An 18,024-nucleotide genomic window follows, 5' to 3' on the forward strand; every position below is an offset into this window, starting at 1 on the left:
TTCGAATACACATATGACAGCCACGTGAATGGTCGTGTACCGCGAAGGAGGTGCCATGCAGAACCGCAACAAGATCGTCGAGGATATCTCGCAGCTGATGAACAATGCCATGGGCGTTGCCCAGGGCGCCAAGTCCGAGGCCGAGACGGCCATGAAAGGCTGGGTTGACCGCTGGATGGCGGATCGGGATTTCGTCACCCGCGAAGAATTTGAAGCCGTCAGTGCGATGGCCAAGAAAGCGCGCGAGGAAAATGCAGCACTGGCCAAGCGGATCGAAGCGCTTGAAGGCGGTGCGCCCAAGGCGAAATCAATGCCGAAGGCGGCGACCAAGCCAAAAAGCTGACCTGCCCCGCATCAAAATGCACCAAAGGCGCCCAATGCGGCGCCTTTTTTGTGGCCTGCGCCCTGCGCGGGCCAAGTTTCTGTGGGTAAATCGGAAATAAGGGTTTACACGATTCGGCCTTTCAACCACCATATGTTGTAGGACGGCGGCAACGATCCGCCCGTCCTTGAGCAGCACCCAAGTCGTCGCCGCAGGCAATGTGCGAACGGCTAGAACCTCTGAAGGGCACGATATGTCGCTTTCCGAGCCGCTTTATGATTCCGGCGACATACATCCGATCGACATCGTCGAAAACCTCGCCAATCATAACGATTGGCAGTTTGACCGGGTTGGCGAAGACCAGATCGCCATGGCGGTCGAGGGTCAGTGGCGCACCTATTCGATCACATTGGCCTGGTCGGAAACCGATGAGACCCTGCGCCTGATCTGCACCTTCGAAATGGAACCGCCCGAGGAGCGCCTGCCCGAGCTTTATGAGGCGCTGAACCAGATCAATGACCTGTGCTGGGACGGGGCCTTTACCTATTGGCATCTGCAACGCCTGATGGTCTGGCGCTATGGCTTGGTTCTGTCCGGCGGGCAGATTGCCGGGACAGTACAGATTGACCGCCTCATCGGTTCAGCCGTTGCCACGGCCGAACGCTATTACCCGGCGCTGCAACTGGTCACCTGGGCCAACAACACCCCCGAAGAAGCCATGCGCATCGTCATGGCCGAGGCTTACGGTCGCGCCTGACCCAAACAGGCGGTCGAATTGCCCCGTGACCGGTTTCGCTGCGTTTCATCATCCACTAGGTTCGTGCGGAAATGGCCGTGGGGTTCGTCAATGAATATGAAATCTGTTGCAGATCGCGGTCTGGTTCTGCTGGGGTGCGGCAAGATGGGTTCGGCCATGCTGGCGGGGTGGCTGGATGGTGGGCTTCCGGCGACCTCGGTGCATGTGATCGACCCGGCCCCGTCTGAGTGGCTTCTGGGCACCGGCGTTGCGATCAACCAGGCGCTGCCTGACAATCCGGCAATCGTGCTGATCGCAGTGAAACCGCAGATGATGGCCGAGGCGTTGCCTGCCATCAGCGGATTTGGTGCTGACACGCTGTTTATCACGGTAGCCGCCGGAACGCCGATCCGCGGTTATGAGGCTGCACTGGGGGCAAATGCCACGATTGTGCGGGCGATGCCAAACACACCCGCCGCCGTTGGACGCGGGATCACAGCGATTGTCGGCAATGCGTCTGTTGGCGAAGAAGACCTGGCTTTGGCGGAAACACTGCTAAGCGCGGTGGGTCAGGTTGTGCGCCTGGGTGCAGAGGATCAGATGGATGCAGTGACGGCGGTGTCCGGTTCTGGCCCCGCCTATGTTTTTCATCTGATCGAAGCGATGACGGAGGCCGGGGTCGCCGAAGGTCTGCCCGAAGACCTTGCCCTGCAACTGGCCCGTGCAACCGTGGCAGGGGCGGGCGAGCTGGCCGAAAAATCCGACGAACCTCCCGCTCAGCTGCGGGTCAATGTGACCAGCCCGGGCGGGACCACTGCGGCGGCACTGGGCGTTTTGATGGACGAAGGAAGTGGTTTTCCAACGCTGCTGAAACGCGCCATCAAGGCGGCGGCGGATCGCAGTCGGGAACTGGGCGCATGAGCCAGATCAGCTTTGACGATTTCATGGCCGTGGACATCCGCGTCGGTCAGATCATTCGTGCGGAACCCTTCCCGGAAGCGCGGAAACCGGCATTCAAGCTGTGGGTCGATTTCGGCCCCGACATCGGAGAGCGTAAATCCTCGGCCCAGATCACGGTGCACTACACGCCCGAAACCCTGGTTGGAAAACGGGTGCTTGGAGTGATAAATTTCCCGCCCCGTCAGATCGGTCCGGTTATGTCCGAGGTGCTGGTGCTGGGCGTGCCGGATGACGCGGGCGAGGTCGTCTTGCTGACCCCCGACAAGGATGTGCCGCTGGGCGGACGCATGTACTGACGAAGGCGCTGGCCTTCATGCCTGCGGTGACTGACTTTTGCGATCTCCGACAGCTTCTCGCCAGTGTTTCCGGCAAAGGGAAACATAGGTTTCGTTGCCGCCAATCTGCACCTGCGCGCCATCCTTCAGGACGTTGCCATCCGCATCCTGTCGCACCACCATCGTGGCCTTTTTGCCGCAATGGCAGATCGTGCGCGCCTCGCGCATTTCATCGGCCAGCGCCAGAAGCGTGGCAGAACCGGGGAAAAGCTCTCCGCGAAAATCGACGCGCAGCCCATAGCACATGATCGGAACATTCAGATCATCCACGGCGCGGGCCAGTTGCCAGACCTGAGCGGGTTCCAGAAACTGTGCCTCGTCCAGGAACACGCAAGCAACCGGGCCCTTGCCCTGGCGCAACCTGATCCTTTCGAACAGATCATCGCCCGGTGCATAGGTATCGGCCTCAACCCCGATGCCGATGCGACTGCCGATCCGTCCTTCACCAGCCCTGTTGTCCAGCTGCGCCGTCAGCAGATAGGTGTCCATCCCACGCTCACGGTAGTTATGGCTTGCCTGCATCAAAAGGGTGCTTTTGCCGGCGTTCATGGTAGAGAAATGGAAATAGAGCTTTGCCATGACAAACGGGATAGCGCGGGCCGAGGCGATGCTGCAAGCCTATGGTGTGGCGCGTTGCGGCAGGGTATCATCAGGCGATGCAATATGATGTTGATACGCCACAGTCGCCGGGCTGGGCGGCGTTGCGATTTGGACATTTCGAACCTGAAACATTGCCAAAGCCGTCGCCAAAAGTTAGCGTTCGTGCTGCTGACGGCTGTCTAGCCCCCAAGTTCTGGGCCATTTCTGATTAGAGTTTCTGGCATTGGTGGTCGCATGTTCAGAGCCTGGTGCGGACGTGTGTGGTTGTACTGCTTAAGCCAATGATTGATGACGATCTGTGCCTGTTTCGTTGTTGTGAACCATTCAGCGTTGAGGATCTCGTGCCGGAGAGTGCCGTTGAACCTCTCGTTGTATCCGTTTTCCCAAGGGGACCCCGGATAGATTCTAATTGGTCGAACACCAACGCGAACCAACCACTCCTGCATCGCCTTGGCTACGAACTCTGGGCCGTTGTCGGAGCGGATATACTCCGGCGTGCCATGGCAGAGGAGCAGCGGATATAGCGCCTCCAGAACATCTTCGGCGCCCATCCTGCTGCGAACTTCCACGGCCAGGGCCTGCCGGGTGTACTCATCCAGAACGGTCAGCATCTTGTAGCTCCGGCCATTGCTGAGCTTGTCGTGAACGAAGTCGATGCTCCAGATGTGGTTCGGATGCGTCGGCCTGAGGCGAATGATCGAGCTGTCCTTGTGATAAAGCCGTCTGCGCTTCCTGTGCCGCTGCGGGAGTTGCAGTCCTTCTTCCTGCCAGAGACGCTCAACCTTCTTATGATTGACCCGCCAGCCCTCGATGCGCAGGAGTTCCGAAACTTTACGATAGCCGTAGCGCCCATATTGCTTGGCCAGGCGGATCAAAGCGAGCCGTAGAGCATCATCGTCTTTTGGCGCGGGTCGATATTGCAGAGAGCTTCGCGCAAGACCGACGACCCGGCAGGTCCTCCGCTCCGAGGTCGCGAGCTTTTGGCGCGTATGAATAACGGCCTGACGGAGCTCCCCAGTCGTCAGGCCCTGGGCTTTAAGTAGTTCAGGCTTTCTTTGAGGATCAGCTTGTCCAATTCAAGCTCAGCGACGATCTTCTTGAGACGCCCATTCTCCTTTTCCAGGCTGCGCATCTCCGACAACTGCGACCGTCCCATACCACCAAACCGTTTCCGCCAGTTGTAATATGTCGCATCGCTGATGCCGACGCTACGACACGCCGATGCAACGTCACTTCCTCCCGTCAGCTTCAGCTCAATCTCACGCAGCAGCTTCAATACATCTTCGTCCGAATGCCGTTTCCGTGCCATTACATATTCCCCTCTCAAGACCAATGTAGTGGCCCAGTTTTAGGGGGGAAGGACAGCTGAATGGTTCACAACAACGAAACAGGCACAGATCGTCATCAATCATTGGCTTAAGCAGTACAACCACACACGTCCGCACCAGGCTCTGAACATGCGACCACCAATGCCAGAAACTCTAATCAGAAATGGCCCAGAACTTGGGGGCTAGACACTAGTGCGAAAATGCTGTCACGTCCACGCATCCAGATCGCTGATGACATCATTGCAATCAAAACAACAGCGGCCATAGCCAGTTTTCCAGCAACGATTGGATTGATCGAATCCGTTAACATTGTGGTCCGTAAGTAGTCCCACACGATTATCAGAAATATTGTTCCGAACAAAGCCGCGTTCATGATGGACAATACGAAGAAGCCCGGGATTGTCTGTGGGTTAGGCGCAAGAAAAACCGGGACCAACGCTCCGATTGCGAGTACGAAATATGGCAAGATCACACGCCAGGAAAGGTTAATTTTCTGTGAATCTCCTTTGGGTGTGATGCGAAAATCGACGAACCTGCCGGAAATGCTGTCAAAGATCGCCATCGCGCATCCCCAAAACACCCAGGGCCACTGAAGACATGGAAACAGCGCTTTTTCCCAGCTCATGAACGCAGCCGAGTTCGGTCGGTAGAAGCCATCGCGTTTGATCACGTATGCTATGATCAGAAACAATAATCCTGCGGGCAGCAGGTGGCCTATGAATGCTGGGTAGGTGACCGCAGCAAAGGGTGCTGTGAAAACGATAGCATAGATAGGTGCGGCGTACATGACCAACATGAAAAGCGCCGAAATCGGATACCAGAGCTGTGAGAATATGAACTGGAACTTCAGCGCGGGTCTCAGCCGCTTGAAATATGTCGGTGTATACCGCAAGAGCAATGTGACCAAACTGCGCGACCACTGGAATTCCTGCGTGATCATGTCTGTGATATTGGCCGGTCCCGCGCCTATGGCGATCGCATCAAGCGAGTGGACGCCGCGCCAACCACCGGCATTCATGATCATTGAGGTTGAGTGATCTTCGGCCAATTCCGGTCCCAGTCCGCCGACTTCCCGCAGCGCTGCTGTGCGTACCGCATAGTGTGAACCGATGCACATCGGAGCCATCCCGTTGGAATACCCCGCCTGCAGGACCCCGTGGAACATTGATTCCCGGTACAGCCGCGTTCTTGCCGCCCAGCTATCGGCCCGATTGCTTGCACAGATACTGGGTCCACTGACATAACCGACTTCCTTGTCGGCGAATGGCTTGAGCATCTCGCGCAAATAAGACTCCTGCGGGACGTGGTCGGCATCCATTTGAATGACGAAGTCGTACTGTTCGTATCCATAGTGGTCATAAAAGAACGCCAGGTTGCCTTCCTTGCAGCGTGTGCGCCGCGGCCATTCAGACCGGTGATAATCCTGACGGTCCTTTCGGGTCGAAATCTGCACACCTCGTTCAGCACACCAGGCTATCGTTTCAGGGGATGGATCCTCGTCAGCCAGCCATGTGTCGTGCGGGTAATCTTGCGCCAGCATGGCTTCCAAAGTGACGCGCACGATATCAAACGGTTCTGATGGCGTCTTCGTCACGATCATGGCAACGCGGGACCCAAACAGCTCGCCCAGTCTGTTTGCTGGTCTGCGCGACCTTAATAGAACGGTTAGAAAATAGCATTCCAGAAACGTCGCCCATCCCAGCGCAAGGCTGAGTATCACGAAACGCGGAGTTGATATTACATGCTCAGGCTGGAGCCACCACGCCCAGAAATACGAAATGCTCAGGACCCACAGGATAGCCAGAGTCGCATATTTCAGACGCTGCATCTTGCTGAATAGGGGGACCAGGTAAGGCCCGGGATGGCCTTTGCGCTGGTTTGCGAAGCGGATCGCCCTGAAATCGTTAAGCGCAGTCGGCATCTGCTTGTCCCATTCCGAACGTAGGTGCAGCATGTTTGACGATTGTATCGATGTCGGAGTACCGAGTTTTGAACCCAAGTATCCTGTTTGCCTTCGAAACGTCCGCAACAAGCGCTGCAGGGTCGCCCTCGCGCCTGGCCCCGAATCTTACGGGAACCTTCCTGCCGGTGGCCTGTTCTATCGCGGAAAGAACTTCCAGAATACTACAGCCACTGCCAGTACCAAGGTTGATCGAGATGCTGTCTCCAGCGTCTTCTAGATGCTTCAGAGCGGCCAGATGTCCATCTGCAAGATCAGAAACGTGGATATAATCACGAATGCAGGTGCCGTCGGGCGTGTCGTAGTCAGTGCCAAACACCTCAAGCGGCGCGGTAAGCCCGAACGCGGCACGGAGTGCCAGTGGTATCAAATGAGTTTCGGGGTCATGACGCTCGCTCAAATCACCGCTTGGGTCGCACCCTGCGGCGTTGAAATAGCGCAAGATAGCGTGGCGAATACCGTGTGCCGCGGACACGTCGCGGAGCATTTGTTCGCATACCAACTTGGTCCGCCCATACGGGTTAATTGGATTCTGCTCGGCTTCCTCAGAAATAGGAAGCTGGTTTGGAATCCCGTAGGTCGCGCAGCTGCTGCTAAAAATGAAACTCTCAACGCCAGACTTGCGGGCGGCATCCATCACTGCAAGCATTCCGCCGACATTGTTGTCGTAGTATTTCAACGGGTCGACTACGGATTCGCCTACATATGCAGATGCCGCGAAATGTATGACGGTCTTGGCGCCATGCGCCTGAATGACATCGCACATCGCGTCAGAATTTCGAACATCGACATGGCACAGCGGCCCCCATTTCGCATGGTCGGCATGACCGGTGCTCAGGTTATCGACCGTAACCGGCAGGTATCCGGCCTCTGCAATCCGCTTGCACGTGTGACTGCCAATAAAGCCAGCACCGCCGGTAACGATGACGGGTTTCATTCGGCCGCCTCAACGCAACGTGTCTGCAACTCTTCGACCAGCTTGCCTCGGAAATAGGTGATGGTGCTTTCGAGACCCTCTGCCAACCCGACTTTTGGCTGCCAGCCCAATGCCTTCGCAGCAAGACTGATATCCGGACGACGTTTTTTGGGGTCATCCTGCGGCAATTCGCGATAGACCAGCGATGATCTTGATCCGGTCAATTGAATGACGTGCTGCGCCAGTTCCAACATCGTTATCTCGATTGGGTTCCCGATATTCACCGGCCCGGTCACGTCATCGTCAGTGGCCATCAAAGCCAGGAGGCCAGCGATCAGATCATCACAATAGCAGAATGAACGCGTTTGTTCGCCATTACCGTAAACGGTTATTGCATCACCCCGAAGCGCCTGAACAATAAAGTTTGAGACGACCCGCCCATCGTTAATGTCCATACGTGGACCATAGGTATTAAAGATCCTTACGATCTTGGCCTTCACACCATGTTGATGATGGAAATCATGAAACAACGTCTCGGCGGCACGCTTTCCTTCATCATAGCAGGAGCGTGGTCCGAATGTATTAACGTTGCCGAAATATGATTCAGACTGAACTGAGACCTCCGGATCACCATAGACTTCTGATGTCGAGGCTTGCAGAATCTTCGCATCATGCAGACGAGCCAGTTCCAGCAGGTTCATCGAACCCCAGATATTCGTTTTGAACGTGTGGATTGGATCAGCCTGATATCTTGGCGGTGAGGCCGCGCAGGCAAGGTTATAGATTTCGTCGATGTTTTCAGAGATCACAATCTCATCAATCACATCATGCCTAAGAAACCGGAAATTCGGGTTTGACCGCAAATGAGCAATGTTCTCATGCGCGCCTGTCTGAAGATTGTCGAGGCAGATGACGCGGCAACCGCTTGCGATAAGAGAATCGCACAACCAAGAGCCCAGGAAGCCAGCGCCGCCCGCGATCAGGACAGTTTTCATGGCAGGTCTCGGGTTCTGGAATATACGCTGCTGCGTGTTGCTGTGGGACTGAACTTTCATCGTGATGCCTCATACTTCAAGAAACAGTTGTCCCGATATGGAGTGGTTTCCGATAAACTTGTGACTGGGATTTCCGACCGAATGAGTTGCGGTGTCAGCAGCATTTCATCTAATCGCCAAAGGAGTGTGGCCGCATTCGCGACCCATTGTCGTGTTGCCGGCCCAATTCGGTCGAAGAACTGTCGCGCAGGATGTGAACAATACGCAGAAAACTCTCTGATCTTCTCCGATTGATCACAAATTGCCGGTTGTGGATTGTTCCAAATGCCCGCTGACGGACCCATAACCGAATGTTTACGTTCAGATGCCTTGCCGATTCTCTTTTGGAATGGCCGGCGCGGGGCCGACAGGCTTGGATTGCTGCAAGTCCAATGACTCAAGGAGTTATCAACGATCCGCCACATTTTTGCCACAACTCTAACGTGCATTTACTCTACCACTAACTATTCTGGATCGTATCCATTTGATATTACGGTAAAATAACTTGTCACAGTTTTGCCCAAATGTCTACAAATTGCCATATTTCGACGGAAACGCTCTGTTCGTAATTGAGCGTCAATTCGATCATTCAGACTTACTGTGATTGAAATGCAGCCTCTTTTTTTTGGGGGCTGGTGGGTGCCCTCTATGATATTCGCCTACTGCTTTTGGTGGTGCATAGGTTTCGCAACCCAAGAAGCTGTGTTTGGTGTTGAGCGTTGTGGGCGATCCATTGGCCGAGCCGAGGACTATCTTCGCGCATGTGTACGTCATCAGGCATCGCCACTGACCACATGAATGTGAGTTGGGCGTGAAGGTGATCGCGCGAATTCAAATGACTGCGGATGAGAATCTACTAATCCACGGTTCGAATTTCCCGGAAATGGAAAGACTGCAGAGCGCGCGCGCCTGATGCCGTTTTCACGGCCAATCGGTCGATGGCGCAACCCGGCCACGGCCCTACGATTCAAAAAAACAATCGAACCTCGGCCAAAGCAAGGAAGCAGCAAAACAAATTCAGGCATAAATTGTGTGTTTGTCCGCAGTTCCCATAGATTGATTGTATTTGGTTAATCTAAATATGAAGTAAATTTCACAGCAACGGCATTCCTGCAGAATGGGGTCAAACACCGCCAAGCCTGCAGGTTGCGTTGGGGGGACGAGATCGTACACATATGGATTGAAGATAGATTGCGCAGCGTGCCTTGCTGGTTCTAAAGTGACCGAAAAAGGAACTCGTGTGCCCATAAAAACCACCTGCATCGGTGCCTATCCGAAACCTGACTATGTCCCGATCAAAGACTGGTTCCAGGTTCAGCTTGGCTTGACCTCAACATCGGGCGAGGTGACGCGCCGGGCGACCAGATCTGCAGCGCAGGAAGACGCGAACGACGACGCCCTGTATCAGAAGGCGACACATGCGGCTGTTGGCGATCAGATCGAATGCGGTGTCGACATACCGACCGACGGAGAGCAGCGGCGCGAAAACTACATTCACTACCATTGCCGCCATCTGACGGGCTTCGATTTCCATGACCTGACCAGCCGCGTCCTGCGGGATGGCGCTTATGAGGCCGAGTTGCCGACAATCCGGGGCAAGATTGAACCGGACGGCAGTCATTTTCTGGACCGGGATTATCGGCAGGCCCAGGCGGCCAGCGACCGGCCCGTCAAGATTACCGTGCCGGGACCAACGACGATCATAGATACCTGTGCGGATGACTTTTATGGCGATGAACGCGCGCTTGCCTTCGATCTGGCCGACGCGCTGAATTTCGAGGTTCGCGCCCTTGCCGATGCCGGCTGCACCCATATCCAGATTGATGAGCCCTTGTTTGCCCGCAACACGCAACGGGCGCTCAACTTCGGGGTTGAATGCCTGGAGCGTTGTTTCGACGGTCTGCCAGACACCGTTACACGGGTCATGCACATGTGCTGTGGCTATCCCGGCCACCTGGACGACCACACATATCACAAGGCCGACCCGCAGAGTTATTTTCGATTGGCCGGGCCGCTTGATCGTTCAAGCGTCGACCAGGTGTCGATTGAAGACGCGCACCGGCACAATGATCTGACCCTGCTTGAAAGATTTCCGAACACAACGGTCATCTTCGGGGCCGTTGCCATCGCCCAAAGCCAGGTGGAACCGGCCGAACAGATTGCGCAACGCCTTGGCGCTGCGCTTGAACATATCGACCGTGACCGCCTGATTGCCGCCCCGGATTGTGGTTTGGCGATGCTGGGGCGGGATCTGGCGATGGCAAAACTGACACATCTGTGTCTGGCGGCTGCGGCCGTCTGATCCTATCGGCCCAGCCGGTGCGCTTTGCGTTCGTTTCCTGCCGCGTCCAGTGGTATCGCGCTGTCCGCCTCGTTTGCGGCAAAGCCCTTCGACGTCAGCCAGGCGTTTTCGGCGCCACCCGGATCTGCCGCAAGCGTCCAGTCACCTTCTTCGAAACGGGCAAAAACCACGCCCCGGTCCGGGTCGGCAAAATTCACCACCGGAATGCGTTCCAGGCACTGCGACAGAAAATCGGGGCCTGTTGGGGCAGGGGCGTCGTACACCTCTTCGGGTGAGGTTGCTGCGACATTCACGCATCGAAACCTGTCGATCAGGTTAAGCCCCTCCGGGCGCAGCACCACCATCTCATCATTCCAGCCATAGGCCAGCGTTCGCGGGCGGCTTTCCAAGGGAACGTCGTTGTCCAGAAACTCGAAATGAACGTTCTTGTCGCGCGATGCCAGCCAGGAAAAGAACAGATGCGGCATGCCGGAATAGGCTTCGATGTTGTGGTGCAGCAGATCATCGACCGCCTTGAAGCGCCCCGTCTCTTGCCCGCGTTTCCAGGCACGTTGAACGGTTTCCTCGGGCGGGGTGATCATGAAGAACAGAAACACGGTATGCCCAAATCGGGTCAGCAAGCGGTTCGAAGGTTGCCCATCCGCCCCGGCGGCGAAACTGTCAAAACGGAAGCGATCAATCAGCAGGTGTGGGATGTTGGCAGCTTCGGCCTTCTGCTGGACGTAATCATCCAGTTTGCGATCAATGATCTCAAGCTCGTGTCCGGTCAGCATCGCCCCATATTTCGCATCATCGCCAAGACTGTCGTAATCCAGCAAGTATTTGCGCCAGTAATCCGGGCTGACCAAGGCGAAATCTTCCCATGGCAGGTTCAGCGTTTCGGCCAGTTCGCGCTGCTGCGGACGGATCGTGCTTTTGCCCGAGGCGGACGCCCCCTTGACGTTCAGGATGACGGGTTTGTCCTGGGATGGAAGAAAGCGGTACCCCTCGGCCTTGGCGGCGTCGGCCATGATTGGCGTGACGGCCTGACCCAGAACCCAACTACCATGGCTGTTGGTGAACATGTTCAGCGCCAGCCTGGCAATGATGTCGGCGTCGGCCATCAATCGCCCGCGATGGGCCAGCAACGCTTGCAAGATGGTCGCCAGCGCGCGCAGGGCGGCACGCCGGGCGCGATCCGGCGAATTGGCCGCCTCAGCCTGCCACCGCGCCAGTGCCGCCGGTGCGGGATCCGGCGTTTCGGCAACAGTGTCTGAACGCCCGATCAGGCGCGCCAGCAATCCGGCGCGCGCAGGCTGTGGTGGTGGCGCAAACAGATCGCGCTTTAGCGCCGCGTCGATGATCTTTGCGCCTTCGGCCTGCGTTTGCTCGAACAGATCTGTTAATTCTGCCAAACGGGGGGCCACGTATCCGTCATGAATCCGTGCCGTCATCTGGCGCAAGTTGCGGCCCAGAACTTCATAGGTTGGGCCGTCCTGCACGGACAGATCGGCGGTGACCCTGATCAGCAACTCATGCGCAATCAGACGCTCGGGGCGCAGCGCATACATTTGCACCGGCTTCAGCCCGCAGAACTCGGCAGCTTCGCGCGCTTCGTCATACCCAACGCGCGCATTCTCCGGCCTGAACAGGGTTATCAGCGGCTTCAGCCGCCCCGGTATGTCCGAAGTCAGGCCGGGGTTCCATGCATGATAGGCCGGTTGTTCGCTGCTCATCCGGCCCTCCCGGTTGTTACCCCGATGGCGTCTGCGCCGTCCCGCGCCGCCGGTCGCGAATGTATTTGAACAGCGGCAACAGGATCAGGATGATCGCGATGATCGTGATGGGTGTGGCGATGGGCCGGTTGACAAGGTCAACAAAGATCATCGGATCGCCTTTGGACATCAGCAGCGATTGCCGCAAGGTCTGTTCGGCAATCGGGCCAAGGACGATAGCCAGAACAGCCGGTGCCAGAGGATAGTCGAATTTCCGCAAAAAGAACGCACCGATGCCAAAGCCAAGCATCAGCCAGACATCATGCATGTCGCGCGTCGCGGCATAGCCGCCCACCACCGACAGAACGAAGATTAACGGGGCCAGCACCGTGAACGGCATCCGCAACATCCAGATGAACAGCGGGATGAACGCAAGGTTGATCACCAGCGCAAAGAAGTTCGACACATAGAAGGACCCGATCAGACCCCAGACAAACTCGGATTGGTCAACAAACAGGCGCGGACCCGGGGTCAGACCCCAGATCACCATGCCACCCAACAGGATCGCCGTGGTGGGGGAGCCAGGGATGCCCAGCGTCAACATCGGCAGCATCGACCCGGTCGAAGCCGAGTTGTTTGCAGCCTCAGGCGCGGCGACACCGCCCGGGTGGCCCTTGCCGAACTCTTCCGGTTTACGGGCGACCATTTTGGCCACGCCATAGGACATCAGTGAACCGGGCGTGGCGCCTGCGGCGGGCAGGATGCCCACGAAGAAGCCCAGGAACGACCCGATTGCGGTGCCCTTCCAGCCGCGTCTCATGCCTTCCTTGGAATCGCTCACGATGCCTTTGACGGACATCTTCGCATCGGATTTGGTAATTTTGCCGCGCGTCGAATCCAGCGTCCACAGCATCTCTCCGATGCCATAGACACCGATGGCCAACACCAGGAAATTGATGCCGTGCAGGAAGCCAGAGATGTCGAAGAACACCAGCCGCGGCGTGCCGGTGATCTTGTCGAACCCGACAGCTGCAAAGACCAATCCGATACAGATCGAGAATATGGTCTTCGGGATGTCATCACCGCCCAGACCCACGAAGGTGGCAAAGGCCAGCAACATCAGGGCAAAGATCTCAGGCGGACCAAAGCTGAGCGCGACCGAAGCAAGCAGCGGCGCAAAGCCGGTGAACAACAGGTTGGCCACCGATCCGCCGATGAATGACGCCAATGCGGCTGTGACAAGCGCCAGGCTGGCGCGTCCACTCAACGCCAGCGGTCGTCCGTCAAAGGTTGTTGCGACGGCGGTCGAGGCCCCGGGTATCCCCAGCGTGATCGAACTGATCGCGCCCCCATACATCGCCCCGTAATAGATTGCGGCAAGGAAGATGATCGCTGATCCCGGTGGCACCAGAAAGGTGATCGGCAGCAGGATCGCGACCCCGTTGACCGAACCCAGCCCTGGCATCGCGCCAATGAACAGGCCCAGTGTCACACCGATCAGGATGAGCATTAGGTTCAGCGGTTGTAACGCCTGCCACATGCCATCGCCAAGAAGACCCAGAACTTCCATAACTTGCCCCTCAGCCGCTGCTTAGTAGATGATTTCGTACATAATGTCGTAGAACGGTCCGGTGAAGGACATCCCTGATGGCATGGTGATCCGCATCAAGCCTTCGAAGAAGAAAAAGAAGGCGATCGGCAGGGCAATCGCCAGGATCAGGGTTAACGTCCAAGAGTGCTTGCCCAAAAACCGAACGTAGTACAGCAGGAACACGGCCATTGCGCCATACATCGAGATGATGTCGATCAGGATGATAAAGCCCAGAAGGCCGCCGCCGACTTGCGCGAACATCTTCCACCCGTACCCATCCAGCACCGGTTCTTCGGACTGTGATGGGGGTGAGGTTTTTCGGTACCAGTTCCAGGCGATGAAGCCGGTGGTCACCAGCATGATGGCCGACAACCAGAAGGGCCATGCGCCGCCGCCAGGCCCCCGGCCTTGTTCATAACCGATTGGCAACTGGGCACTGTAGTACATCAGAAAGATCGAGAAGAGGGCCAGAACACCCGCTGTTATGATTTCACCCAGCCGCATTCTGGCCCCCTCCGTTTTTGTATCGTTCGTTAGCTTGCGGGCTTAGCCGCCCATTGCTGCGAACAGGTCTTTGTGGTTCTGAACCTGGGTGGCCCAGTAAGCACGCTGTTCATCGGCATCCAGCCACAGAGGCGACAGGCTTTCGGAAGCCATATAGCCCTGCCACTCTTCAGTGTCGTAGATGGTCTTGAACAGATCCTGATAGTAAGCAGCCGCCGCATCGGACATGCCCGGTGCGCCAACAACAGCACGCTGGTTGTAGTAGCTGAAGTCGTTGCCCAGTTCCTTGACGGTGCGGACATCCGGATAGGCTGCCAAACGCTCGTCCGAGAAGGCGATCAGCGGCAAAACGTCGCCGGACTCGTAGAAGCCTTTGGCCTCTGCCGGGTTGTTGACCGAGGCTTTGATCTGCTGACCAGCCAGGTCTTTGGCAACCGCACCACCACCATCGTAGGGGATGTAGTTGATGGAGATGTCATAGGTACCCTCCATCCAGGCGATGACGGTCGAATCTTCCTGACCAGACCCGGTGCCACCCATGATGTAATCGCCATCGGCTTCTTTCACGACGTCCAGCCACTGCTCGAACGTGGTGATGCCGCTGTCCTTGTGGACCCAAAGTACAAAGGGATCCACGCCCATCATTGCGACCGGCGTAAAGGTCTGGATGTCGATGCCCAGGCCTTCCTGGCGCAGCGGAGTGGCAAAGAACGAGTTCAGCGTCACCAGGATCGTGTGATCCGGATCAGAAGCCGTGTTCAGCGCGATCAGTGCTTCCGCGCCCGAGCCTCCGCCCTTGTTGTTCGGCACCAACGGACGTGTCGTCAGGTCCATCTTTTCGGCGACCGACTGAATGAAACGCGCGATCTGGTCAGCACCACCACCGGCACCGGCCATGATAACAAAGTCAATTGGCTTTGTCGGCTCGAATGCGTGGCTTGCAGCCTGCACCGTCGGCGCAGCGCCAAAGGTGATCGCGGCGGCCCCAGCGGCTGCCATAAGTGTACGTCTGGTAAGCATGGATTTACTCTCTTGGTTCAGTTTCATGTCGCCGCGCCCATTTTTCCACAGACCTGCGACGACGCTCTTCGTGCTCGCTACTCTTGCCTAACTCCTTATGGTTGTTTTGCAATCTTTCTTTTCAATTTCTAAAACAGCCCATCGATTTGTCCGTCATCGTTGATGCGGATTGCTTCGGCGGATGGGACGCGGGGCAGGCCGGGCATTGTCATGATCTCTCCGCAGATGACGACGATGAAGCCGGCCCCGGCGCTCAGGCGCACTTCGCGGACCGGCAGGGAATGCCCGTCGGGCGCGCCGCGCCGGTTCGGATCGGTGGTAAAGCTGTATTGGGTTTTCGCCATGCAGACCGGCAGGTGGCCATAGCCCTGATCCTCCCACTGCTTCAGCTGGTCGCGGATCTTCGCATCGGCCACAACCTCATCGGCGCGGTAGATCTCTTTCGCGATGGTCTCGATCTTTTCAAACAGCGGCATCTCGTCGGGATAGATCGGCGCGAAATTGGCTTTGCCCTCGTCGATGACCTGCACCACGCGGGTGGCCAGATCCTTCGTTCCTTCAGAGCCTTTGGCCCAGTGCTGGCACAGCACCGCCTCACTGCCCAGCTTGGCGGTATGATCGCGGATCGCCTGCACCTCGGCATCGGTATCGGTGACGAAGTGGTTGATCGCCACCACCACCGGCACGCCGAACTTCTTGAGGTTTTCGATGTGGCGGCCAAGGTTGTCGCAGCCCTTGGTCACCGCCGCGACGTCCTCGTCGCCCAGATCGGCCCGCGCCACGCCGCCGTTCATCTTCATCGCCCGCACCGTCGCCACCAGCACCACCGCCGATGGCGCCAGCCCGGCCTTGCGGCATTTGATGTTGAGGAATTTCTCGGCCCCCAGATCGGCGCCAAACCCGGCTTCGGTCACCACGTAATCGGCCAGCTTCAGCGCCGTGCGGGTCGCCACGACCGAGTTACAGCCGTGCGCGATATTCGCAAACGGACCGCCGTGCACGAAGGCCGGGTTGTTTTCCAGCGTCTGCACCAGGTTCGGCTGCATCGCCTGGGCCAGCAGCACCGTCATCGCGCCGTCGGCCTTAATGTCACGGGCGTAAACGGGGGAACGGTCGCGCCGGTAGGCGACGATGATATCGCCAAGGCGCTTTTCCAGATCGTCCAGATCGCGCGCCAGGCACAGGATCGCCATGACCTCACTGGCGACCGTGATGTCGAACCCGGCCTCTCGCGGGAAGCCGTTGGCGACCCCGCCCAGATTGCAGACGATCTGCCTGAGCGCCCGGTCGTTCATGTCCATCACCCGGCGGAAGGCCACCCGGCGGATGTCGATCTCCAGCGCGTTGCCCCAGTAGATGTGGTTGTCCAGCATCGCCGCCAGCAGGTTGTGGGCCGATGTGATGGCGTGGAAGTCGCCGGTGAAGTGGAGGTTCATCTCCTCCATCGGCACCACCTGGGCGTAACCACCCCCGGCCGCCCCGCCCTTCATGCCGAAACACGGACCCAAGGAGGCTTCGCGAATACAGATCGCGGCGTTCTTGCCGATCGCGTTCAGCCCATCACCCAGCCCCACCGTCGTCGTGGTCTTGCCCTCGCCCGCTAGCGTCGGGTTCACCGCCGTCACCAGAATAAGCTCGCCGTCCTCACGATCCCCAAGCGACTTGATGAACGCATCGCTTACCTTCGCCTTGTCATGCCCAAAGGGAAGCAAATCAGCCTCTGGAATCCCAAGCTTCGACCCAATCTCCTGAATCGGGCGTTTCGAGGCAGCGCGGGCGATTTCAATGTCGGACATAGGTCAGAATTCCTTGAGGTTCAGGTGCCGAGGTCGTCTTTGACGGCGATACCCGCCGCAGACGCCCATTCAGATGCAGGGATTTTGCCTTCGCCCGCCGGGCGAACACGTTTCAGAAGGATGCGGCCGCCGATGCATTGCACGGTCACGCCGTCATCCGAGATGTCCACGACCCGCCCGGAAATACCGTCGCCGGGGATGCGGGCGCTATCGAAGATGCCAACTTCGGCGCCGTTCAGCGTGGTCCACGCGCCCGGTGCCGGGTTTGTGCCCCGGATCAGGTCATAGACCTGCCCGACCGGCTTGTTCCAGTCGATGCGCGCATGTTTCTTGGTGCAGCGACGCTCGAACGTCGCCTGCGCCTCGTCCGGGACGATATGGGGCGGATTTCCAGCGCGGAACAGGTCGCAGACTGTCAGCACAGATTCGATCGCCGAAGGATAGATTTTCTTGAAATAGAGGTTGATGACCGTGTCATCGGGATCAATCGGGCATTCCCATTGCAGCAGGCTGTCCCCTTCGTCGAGGCCGTCCGAAGGATAGAACCAGCTGTAGCCGGACTTCGTTGCGCCCATGATGATCGGCCAGTTCACCGCGCTTGGCCCGCGATGCAACGGCAACAGTGACGGATGGAAACAGATCGAGCCCATTTTCGGCGTGTCACGTGCCGCTTCGGGGACGAAGACATTGACGAAGGCCATGACCATCAGGTCAGCGTCGAACCCGGCAAGCATAGCCAGAGTCTCGGCATCATCAAAGTTTGCAGGCTGTTGCACGGGCAGGCCCTGCTCCAGCGCGAATTCCTTGATCGGATCGACCGGCTTGCCATCGCGATCCGGTTCGCAATAAACCGCGACAACCTCATCCACACCGGCCTCGATGATCTTGGCAAGGGCGTCTTTTCCGAAGGCCTGCTGGCCCATGAC

18 protein-coding genes are annotated in these 18,024 nt (G+C 57.6%); 6 read left to right on the forward strand and 12 right to left on the reverse strand.

Annotated elements, in window-relative coordinates; all coding sequences use genetic code 11:
* The first annotated feature begins 55 nt into the window (after positions 1-55).
* The 4 genes from GKR99_09340 to GKR99_09355 all read left to right on the forward strand — a co-directional run bounded on the left by GKR99_09340 (position 56) and on the right by GKR99_09355 (position 2,314).
* Positions 56-343: an accessory factor UbiK family protein gene (locus GKR99_09340; GenBank protein NKB27736.1), complete on the forward strand. Its 288-nt coding sequence runs from the start codon at positions 56-58 to the stop codon at positions 341-343.
* Between the two features lie 232 nt (positions 344-575).
* The gene (locus tag GKR99_09345; GenBank protein ID NKB27737.1) at positions 576-1,079 is read left to right on the forward strand and encodes a diacylglyceryl transferase; all 504 of its coding nucleotides are present in this window, start codon (positions 576-578) and stop codon (positions 1,077-1,079) included.
* A 90-nt stretch (positions 1,080-1,169) separates the two neighbouring features.
* A complete protein-coding gene (locus tag GKR99_09350) occupies positions 1,170-1,979 on the forward strand; it encodes a pyrroline-5-carboxylate reductase (GenBank protein NKB27738.1) in 810 nt (269 codons plus the stop codon).
* Positions 1,976-2,314 (forward strand): tRNA-binding protein, encoded by a 339-nt coding sequence (locus GKR99_09355; protein ID NKB27739.1) that lies wholly within the window; start codon positions 1,976-1,978, stop codon positions 2,312-2,314. Before GKR99_09350 ends, GKR99_09355 begins: the two co-directional genes overlap by 4 nt.
* Positions 2,315-2,329: 15 nt before the next feature.
* Here GKR99_09355 and GKR99_09360 read toward each other — a convergent pair whose 3' ends face one another.
* From GKR99_09360 to GKR99_09370, 3 genes are all read right to left on the reverse strand, one after another.
* Positions 2,330-2,932, reverse strand: coding sequence for a thymidine kinase (locus tag GKR99_09360; protein ID NKB27740.1), 603 nt, complete (start codon positions 2,930-2,932; stop codon positions 2,330-2,332).
* Positions 2,933-3,132: 200 nt separating this feature from the next.
* Entirely contained in the window at positions 3,133-4,029 is an 897-nt protein-coding gene (locus GKR99_09365; protein NKB27741.1) for an IS3 family transposase, read from the reverse strand.
* Positions 3,975-4,262, reverse strand: coding sequence for a transposase (locus GKR99_09370; GenBank protein ID NKB27742.1), 288 nt, complete (start codon positions 4,260-4,262; stop codon positions 3,975-3,977). Before GKR99_09370 ends, GKR99_09365 begins: the two co-directional genes overlap by 55 nt.
* Positions 4,263-4,350: 88 nt before the next feature.
* Between GKR99_09370 and GKR99_09375 the strand changes: the two genes are divergently transcribed.
* Positions 4,351-4,467 (forward strand): transposase, encoded by a 117-nt coding sequence (locus GKR99_09375; GenBank protein ID NKB27743.1) that lies wholly within the window; start codon positions 4,351-4,353, stop codon positions 4,465-4,467.
* On the opposite strand, the gene GKR99_09380 is transcribed toward GKR99_09375, so the two are convergent.
* From GKR99_09380 to GKR99_09390, 3 genes are read right to left on the reverse strand one after another with little or no spacing between them, the layout of a single operon-like run.
* Positions 4,439-6,235, reverse strand: a complete 1,797-nt coding sequence (locus GKR99_09380; protein ID NKB27744.1) for a glycosyltransferase — start codon at positions 6,233-6,235, stop codon at positions 4,439-4,441. The two genes, GKR99_09375 and GKR99_09380, sit on opposite strands and share 29 nt — an antisense overlap.
* The gene (galE, locus tag GKR99_09385) at positions 6,186-7,178 is read right to left on the reverse strand and encodes a UDP-glucose 4-epimerase GalE (protein ID NKB27745.1); all 993 of its coding nucleotides are present in this window, start codon (positions 7,176-7,178) and stop codon (positions 6,186-6,188) included. Before galE ends, GKR99_09380 begins: the two co-directional genes overlap by 50 nt.
* Entirely contained in the window at positions 7,175-8,152 is a 978-nt protein-coding gene (locus tag GKR99_09390; GenBank protein ID NKB27746.1) for an NAD-dependent epimerase/dehydratase family protein, read from the reverse strand. Before GKR99_09390 ends, galE begins: the two co-directional genes overlap by 4 nt.
* A 1,279-nt stretch (positions 8,153-9,431) precedes the next feature.
* Here GKR99_09390 and GKR99_09395 point away from each other — a divergent pair.
* Positions 9,432-10,493 (forward strand): 5-methyltetrahydropteroyltriglutamate--homocysteine methyltransferase, encoded by a 1,062-nt coding sequence (locus tag GKR99_09395; protein NKB27747.1) that lies wholly within the window; start codon positions 9,432-9,434, stop codon positions 10,491-10,493.
* A 2-nt stretch (positions 10,494-10,495) separates the two neighbouring features.
* On the opposite strand, the gene GKR99_09400 is transcribed toward GKR99_09395, so the two are convergent.
* The 6 genes from GKR99_09400 to GKR99_09425 all read right to left on the reverse strand — a co-directional run bounded on the left by GKR99_09400 (position 10,496) and on the right by GKR99_09425 (position 18,021).
* Positions 10,496-12,208 (reverse strand): hypothetical protein, encoded by a 1,713-nt coding sequence (locus GKR99_09400; protein ID NKB27748.1) that lies wholly within the window; start codon positions 12,206-12,208, stop codon positions 10,496-10,498.
* Positions 12,209-12,224: 16 nt separating this feature from the next.
* A complete protein-coding gene (locus GKR99_09405; protein ID NKB27749.1) occupies positions 12,225-13,757 on the reverse strand; it encodes a tripartite tricarboxylate transporter permease in 1,533 nt (510 codons plus the stop codon).
* Positions 13,758-13,778: 21 nt separating this feature from the next.
* Positions 13,779-14,282 (reverse strand): tripartite tricarboxylate transporter TctB family protein, encoded by a 504-nt coding sequence (locus GKR99_09410; protein ID NKB27750.1) that lies wholly within the window; start codon positions 14,280-14,282, stop codon positions 13,779-13,781.
* Positions 14,283-14,324: 42 nt separating this feature from the next.
* Entirely contained in the window at positions 14,325-15,302 is a 978-nt protein-coding gene (locus GKR99_09415) for a tripartite tricarboxylate transporter substrate binding protein (protein NKB27751.1), read from the reverse strand.
* Between the two features lie 128 nt (positions 15,303-15,430).
* Positions 15,431-17,098: a formate--tetrahydrofolate ligase gene (locus GKR99_09420; GenBank protein ID NKB27752.1), complete on the reverse strand. Its 1,668-nt coding sequence runs from the start codon at positions 17,096-17,098 to the stop codon at positions 15,431-15,433.
* A 20-nt stretch (positions 17,099-17,118) separates the two neighbouring features.
* The gene (locus GKR99_09425; GenBank protein NKB27753.1) at positions 17,119-18,021 is read right to left on the reverse strand and encodes a methionyl-tRNA formyltransferase; all 903 of its coding nucleotides are present in this window, start codon (positions 18,019-18,021) and stop codon (positions 17,119-17,121) included.
* Positions 18,022-18,024 lie beyond the last annotated feature (3 nt).

The organism is Paracoccaceae bacterium, from assembly GCA_012103375.1.
Classification (GTDB): domain Bacteria; phylum Pseudomonadota; class Alphaproteobacteria; order Rhodobacterales; family Rhodobacteraceae; genus WLWX01.

Excerpts from the sequence above, each read along its gene's own strand:
- GKR99_09340 (NKB27736.1), top strand. The coding sequence starts at position 56 with ATGCAGAACCGCAACAAGATCGTCGAGGATATCTCGCAGCTGATGAAC.
- GKR99_09345 (NKB27737.1), top strand. The coding sequence starts at position 576 with ATGTCGCTTTCCGAGCCGCTTTATGATTCCGGCGACATACATCCGATC.
- GKR99_09350 (NKB27738.1), top strand. The coding sequence starts at position 1,170 with ATGAATATGAAATCTGTTGCAGATCGCGGTCTGGTTCTGCTGGGGTGC.
- GKR99_09355 (NKB27739.1), top strand. The coding sequence starts at position 1,976 with ATGAGCCAGATCAGCTTTGACGATTTCATGGCCGTGGACATCCGCGTC.
- GKR99_09360 (NKB27740.1), bottom strand. The coding sequence starts at position 2,932 with ATGGCAAAGCTCTATTTCCATTTCTCTACCATGAACGCCGGCAAAAGC.
- GKR99_09370 (NKB27742.1), bottom strand. The coding sequence starts at position 4,262 with ATGGCACGGAAACGGCATTCGGACGAAGATGTATTGAAGCTGCTGCGT.
- GKR99_09380 (NKB27744.1), bottom strand. The coding sequence starts at position 6,235 with ATGCTGCACCTACGTTCGGAATGGGACAAGCAGATGCCGACTGCGCTT.
- galE (NKB27745.1), bottom strand. The coding sequence starts at position 7,178 with ATGAAACCCGTCATCGTTACCGGCGGTGCTGGCTTTATTGGCAGTCAC.
- GKR99_09390 (NKB27746.1), bottom strand. The coding sequence starts at position 8,152 with ATGAAAACTGTCCTGATCGCGGGCGGCGCTGGCTTCCTGGGCTCTTGG.
- GKR99_09400 (NKB27748.1), bottom strand. The coding sequence starts at position 12,208 with ATGAGCAGCGAACAACCGGCCTATCATGCATGGAACCCCGGCCTGACT.
- GKR99_09405 (NKB27749.1), bottom strand. The coding sequence starts at position 13,757 with ATGGAAGTTCTGGGTCTTCTTGGCGATGGCATGTGGCAGGCGTTACAA.
- GKR99_09410 (NKB27750.1), bottom strand. The coding sequence starts at position 14,282 with ATGCGGCTGGGTGAAATCATAACAGCGGGTGTTCTGGCCCTCTTCTCG.
- GKR99_09415 (NKB27751.1), bottom strand. The coding sequence starts at position 15,302 with ATGCTTACCAGACGTACACTTATGGCAGCCGCTGGGGCCGCCGCGATC.
- GKR99_09420 (NKB27752.1), bottom strand. The coding sequence starts at position 17,098 with ATGTCCGACATTGAAATCGCCCGCGCTGCCTCGAAACGCCCGATTCAG.
- GKR99_09425 (NKB27753.1), bottom strand. The coding sequence starts at position 18,021 with ATGGGCCAGCAGGCCTTCGGAAAAGACGCCCTTGCCAAGATCATCGAG.